This window comes from Caulobacter sp. B11, from assembly GCF_002737765.1.
Taxonomy (GTDB): Bacteria; Pseudomonadota; Alphaproteobacteria; order Caulobacterales; family Caulobacteraceae; genus Caulobacter.
Genome location: NZ_PEGG01000279.1, coordinates 1 through 4,616, shown reverse-complemented (window position 1 = coordinate 4,616; position 4,616 = coordinate 1). Strand labels below are relative to the sequence as shown.

Genomic DNA, 4,616 nt, shown 5'->3' with positions numbered 1-4,616 from the left:
GGTCTGAGCACCAACGGCCTGAGCGGCAAGGTCGGCGCCTACCCGGTCGGCATGCAGCTGACCATACGCGACCATCGCGACTTCGTTTCCGGCCACTATTTCTACGTCAGAACCTTGATCAACATCCCCCTGACCGGCCGGATGGAGGGTGACACCCTGACCCTGCAGGAGCCGGGCGGCGGCGTGTTCCGGCTGCATCTCGTCTCGAACGTGCCGGGACGCAAGGAGACCCTGACCTTTTACAACTCGACCAGCCTGGCCGGGACCTGGACCCAGGGCGCCAAGACCCTGCCCGTCGAGCTCGGCCTCACGGGAGGGTATGACGGGCCGCCTCGCGCCAGACATTACGAGGAGATGACCGACGAGCCCGACGCCGTCTTCGAGGCCCGCGTCGGACGATTCCTGAAGGCGGTGGTGCGCGGCGACCGCGCGGCCGCGGCCCAGGCGGTGTCCTATCCGCTGCTCGTCAACGGCGCCCGCCCCCGGACCGTCCGCAACAGGGCCGAGTTGCTGGCGCGCTGGGACAGCATCTTCACGCCGGCCTTCGTCGCGGATCTGCGCAACGCGGTTCCGCACGAGATGTTCGTCCGGCAAGGCATGGCCATGGTCGGCGACGGCGACGTCTGGTTCGACGCCAAGGGCGCCAAGGTCATCAACAGGCGATAGGCCCTCCCGAGCCCGCTTGCCGTCAGCGTAAGTTCAGTGCTAGAAATCGTTCAAACAACTGTTTGACGATCACAAAACGGGATTGGGAAGCGCAATGGATTTCGATATCTCGCCGAAGCAACGGCAGTTCCTGGATCGCGTCACGGCGTTCATGGAAGATCACATCGTCCCGGCCATCCCGCGGTACGAGGCCGAAATGAACGTGATCGGCAAGGAACGCTGGAAAGTCGTCCAGGTCGTCGAAGAGCTGAAGGCCAAGGCCAAGGCCGCCGGCCTGTGGAACTTCTTCATGCCGCCGCACAGCGGCCAGACCCATGTCGACGACACGTTCCAGTTCGAGGGCATCCAGCTCACCAACCTGGAATACAGCCTGATCGCCGAACAGCTGGGCAAGGTCGGCTTCGCCTCGGAAGTCTTCAACTGCTCGGCCCCCGACACCGGCAACATGGAAGTGCTGATGCGTTACGGCACGCTGGAGCAGAAGGAGCGCTGGCTGCGCCCGCTGATGAACGGCGAGATCCGCAGCGCCTTCCTGATGACCGAGCCGGACGTGGCCTCCTCGGACGCCACCAATATCGAGACCCGCATCGAGCGCGACGGCGACCACTATGTGATCAACGGCCGCAAGTGGTGGTCCTCGGGCGTCGGCGATCCGCGCTGCAAGGTCGCCATCGTCATGGGCAAGACCGACCCCGACAACGCCAGCCGTCACGCCCAGCAGAGCCAGGTCCTGGTGCCGCTGGACGCGCCCGGCATCGAGATCGTCCGCATGCTGCCGGTGTTCGGCTATGACGACGCCCCGCACGGCCACGCCGAGGTCATCCTCAAGAACGTGCGCGTGCCGATCGCCGACGCCCTGCTGCTGGGCGAAGGCCGCGGCTTCGAGATCGCCCAGGGCCGCCTTGGCCCCGGCCGTATCCACCACTGCATGCGCACCATCGGCACGGCCGAAGTGGCGCTGGAGAAGATGTGCAAGCGCCTGATGAGCCGCAAGGCGTTCGGCAAGTTCATCTCCGACCAGTCGGTGTGGGAAGAACGCGTCGCCGACGCCCGCATCGACATCGAGATGTGTCGCCTGCTGTGCCTGAAGGCCGCCGACATGATGGACAAGGCCGGCAACAAGTCGGCCCGTCTGGAGATCGCCATGATCAAGGTCGCGGCCCCGCGCCTGGCCCTGAAGATCATCGACGACGCCATCCAGGCCCACGGCGGCGGCGGCGTGACCACCGACTTCGGTCTGGCCAAGGCCTATGCCGGCATCCGCACCCTGCGCCTGGCCGACGGCCCGGACGAAGTGCACCAGCGCACCATCGCCCGCATGGAATACGGCAAGTACGGCGACCTGGTTTACAAGCAGAAGGCCGAAAAAGAAGCCTCGCTGCTGGTCGCCGGCATCCGCTAGTCTAGAGGCGAGACCATAGACCACCCTAAGAAGCCCTTCCCCTTGATGGGGGAAGGGTTGGGATGGGGGTGACCGCCGAATCTCCGCCGCGACACGTTCGGCGACGTCGTAGGGCTGCTCGAACGCCTCGCGATCCCTGACCCGCATCACCCGATACCCCTGAGATCGGAACCACGCGTCGCGAGCGGCGTCATGGTCCCGCGCCTCCGGCAGGTCATGCCAACCGCTATCCACCTCGATGACCAGTCGCGACCCGTGGTGGATGAAATCGGCCACATAGCGACCGATCGGCGCCTGCCGCCGAATATGCAGGTCCAGCGCCCTCAGCGCTTTCCAGAGCTGCCCTTCACTCGCCGTCATCTCTCGCCGCAGTCGGCGAGCCCGCGCCACCGCGCCTGGCGCATGCTGTTGTTTCGGTTTGCCGGACATGCCGCAGCACCCCCATCCCCGCCCTTCCCCCATCAAGGGGGAAGGGAGATTTAGGTTACTTTGGGGCGCATTCTATCCGAACTCAATTATTGATAGATTTGTCCACTCAACGCCGATCCGCCATCCGCGCCGACGCCGCCACCGGGATGGTGAAGCCTTTCGAGCGCGGGGCCGTGGCGACCTGGCTGAACCCGATCGCGGCGGTCGACCCGCCTGCCGCGTCGGTCACGCATTGCGCCGTGTCGATCAGCGCGTGCTGGCCCAGACAGAAGACGTCTTCATAGTGCGGACCGGCGACAGCCAGGCACTGGTAGAGATTGAGCTTGGCCATCTTCAGGCAATAGCCGGCCTTCTGCTCGTGCAGCACCGGGGCCAGATGGGCCATGTCGTCGTCACCGGCGGCGCCCAGCACGGCCAGGGCCGCCAGGGCGGCGGCGCGCACCGTGATCGGCGTGAAGGCCGCGCCCTCGGCGCCCTGCTCACGATCACCACGCGCGGTCGCGGCCTGGATCAGACGTCCGGCGTCCTCGTCGCCGGGGACGAACCTGGCGGCGGCGGCGGCCTTGACCCGCGCCAGGCGTCCGGCGGTGTCGCCGATCAGCCCCGTGGACCAGGCCTGATGCTGAACATCATAGGCCGCCTGCTTGACCGCCCTGCCGACCGCGCCGATCGGCTCGCCCCGCTGCCGCAAGGCGAACTGGGCACGGGACGCGGCCGCGCCGGCGCCGTCGATCTCGATGACGCTCTCGGGCTGCTCGGTCAGGCGCGCGATCAGGTCCTCGCGCGGCAGGCGCAGCGCGGCGTCGCGGACGCCGTCGAGGAAGGCGGGCTCCTGCAAGGCGGCGATGGCGCCATAGGCCACCATGCCGGCCTCCAACTGGTCGGGATTATAGGCAGCGCTGGCCACGAGAGCCGCCCCGACGCTGGCGCCGCCGTCAAAGCCCGGCGAGATCGTCGCCGCCCCGCGGCTATAGGTCTCGAAGGCGCTGGCGGCGGCGACGAGCTCGTGCGCCAGGCTGACGCCCGGCGCCTCTCGCGCCTGACGCGCGGTCGCCAGCCCCCCGACAGCGCCGGCAACGATCACGGCGCCCAGCGCCAGTCCCACCCGAAGTTTCATGGCACGCCCCAACGTTCCCAAACATATCTGCAGCGTGCGCCACCTCGGCTGCCGGGTTTGTAATATTTTTGCCAAATATCGCGTTAAGGATCATGTAATCGTGCGATTTGAATAGACATTTTGTCGCACTTTCGGGTCAACCAATATTGTATCCAAGATTTGTTGATTGGAGCAATGACGCACGTTGCCCATTATGCTTACTATGAAATAACCATTTATCGAAATTTACTGTCGAGAATGACTGGCTGAACGCTGCACAGGCGATGGACGACCGCGTCCGAAAACCGCGAGACGGAGAGCTTCCAAAGCCCGATGATCGGACCATGGATCTCGACCCTGACGCCTGTTATCGCGCCATGCAGACCCGCGACGCCCGCTTCGACGGCCGGCTGTTCATCGCGGTGCGCACCACCGGTATCTATTGCCGGCCGGTCTGTCCGGCCCGCACGCCGATGCGCCAGAATGTCAGCTTCCATCCCAGCGCCGCCTCGGCCGAGGCGGCCGGCTATCGGGCCTGCCTGCGCTGCCGGCCCGAGACCTCGCCGCAGCTGGGGGCCTGGAACGGCGCGTCCAGCACCGTCTCGCGCGCCCTGACCCTGATCGAGGCCGGGGCCCTGGACGGCGACGGCGATGTCGAGACCCTGGCCGAGCGCCTCGGGGTCGGCGGCCGCCAGCTGCGGCGGCTGTTCACCCAGCATCTGGGCGCCACGCCGCTGGGGGTGGCCCAGACCCGGCGGGTGCTGCTGGCCAAGCAGTTGATCCACGACACCGACCTGTCGATGGCCCAGGTGGCGATGGCGGCGGGCTTCGGCAGCATCCGGCGGTTCAACGAGACCTTCCAGAGCCTGTATGGCCGCCCGCCCCTGGCCCTGCGCCGTCGCAAGGCCCCGGCGCAGGCCGGCGACGACAATGACGCGGTGTCCCTGACCCTGCGCTATCGGCCGCCCTATGACTGGGCTGGCATGCTGGCCTTCCTGGCCATGCGGGCGATCGCCGCCGGGG

4 protein-coding genes and 1 pseudogene are annotated in these 4,616 nt (G+C 66.8%); 3 read left to right on the top strand and 2 right to left on the bottom strand.

Annotated features, from left to right (window positions below; translation table 11 throughout):
- Together CSW58_RS14115 and CSW58_RS11035 are read left to right on the top strand one after the other, a co-directional pair.
- Positions 1–666 (top strand): hypothetical protein (locus CSW58_RS14115; RefSeq protein WP_099447321.1); only part of this gene is annotated, 666 nt, incomplete at its 5' end.
- A gap of 94 nt (positions 667–760) precedes the next feature.
- Positions 761–2,068 (top strand): acyl-CoA dehydrogenase family protein, encoded by a 1,308-nt coding sequence (locus CSW58_RS11035; protein WP_099447320.1) that lies wholly within the window; start codon positions 761–763, stop codon positions 2,066–2,068.
- 90 nt (positions 2,069–2,158) lie between these two features.
- Here CSW58_RS11035 and CSW58_RS16270 read toward each other — a convergent pair.
- Positions 2,159–2,497: pseudogene (locus tag CSW58_RS16270) on the bottom strand (endonuclease domain-containing protein); the annotation flags it as partial.
- 106 nt (positions 2,498–2,603) lie between these two features.
- Positions 2,604–3,614 (bottom strand): hypothetical protein, encoded by a 1,011-nt coding sequence (locus CSW58_RS11025; protein WP_099447319.1) that lies wholly within the window; start codon positions 3,612–3,614, stop codon positions 2,604–2,606.
- 323 nt (positions 3,615–3,937) lie between these two features.
- Here CSW58_RS11025 and CSW58_RS11020 point away from each other — a divergent pair.
- Positions 3,938–4,616, top strand: a 679-nt coding sequence (locus tag CSW58_RS11020) for a bifunctional transcriptional activator/DNA repair enzyme AdaA (protein WP_143755177.1), incomplete at its 3' end; no start/stop codon positions are given.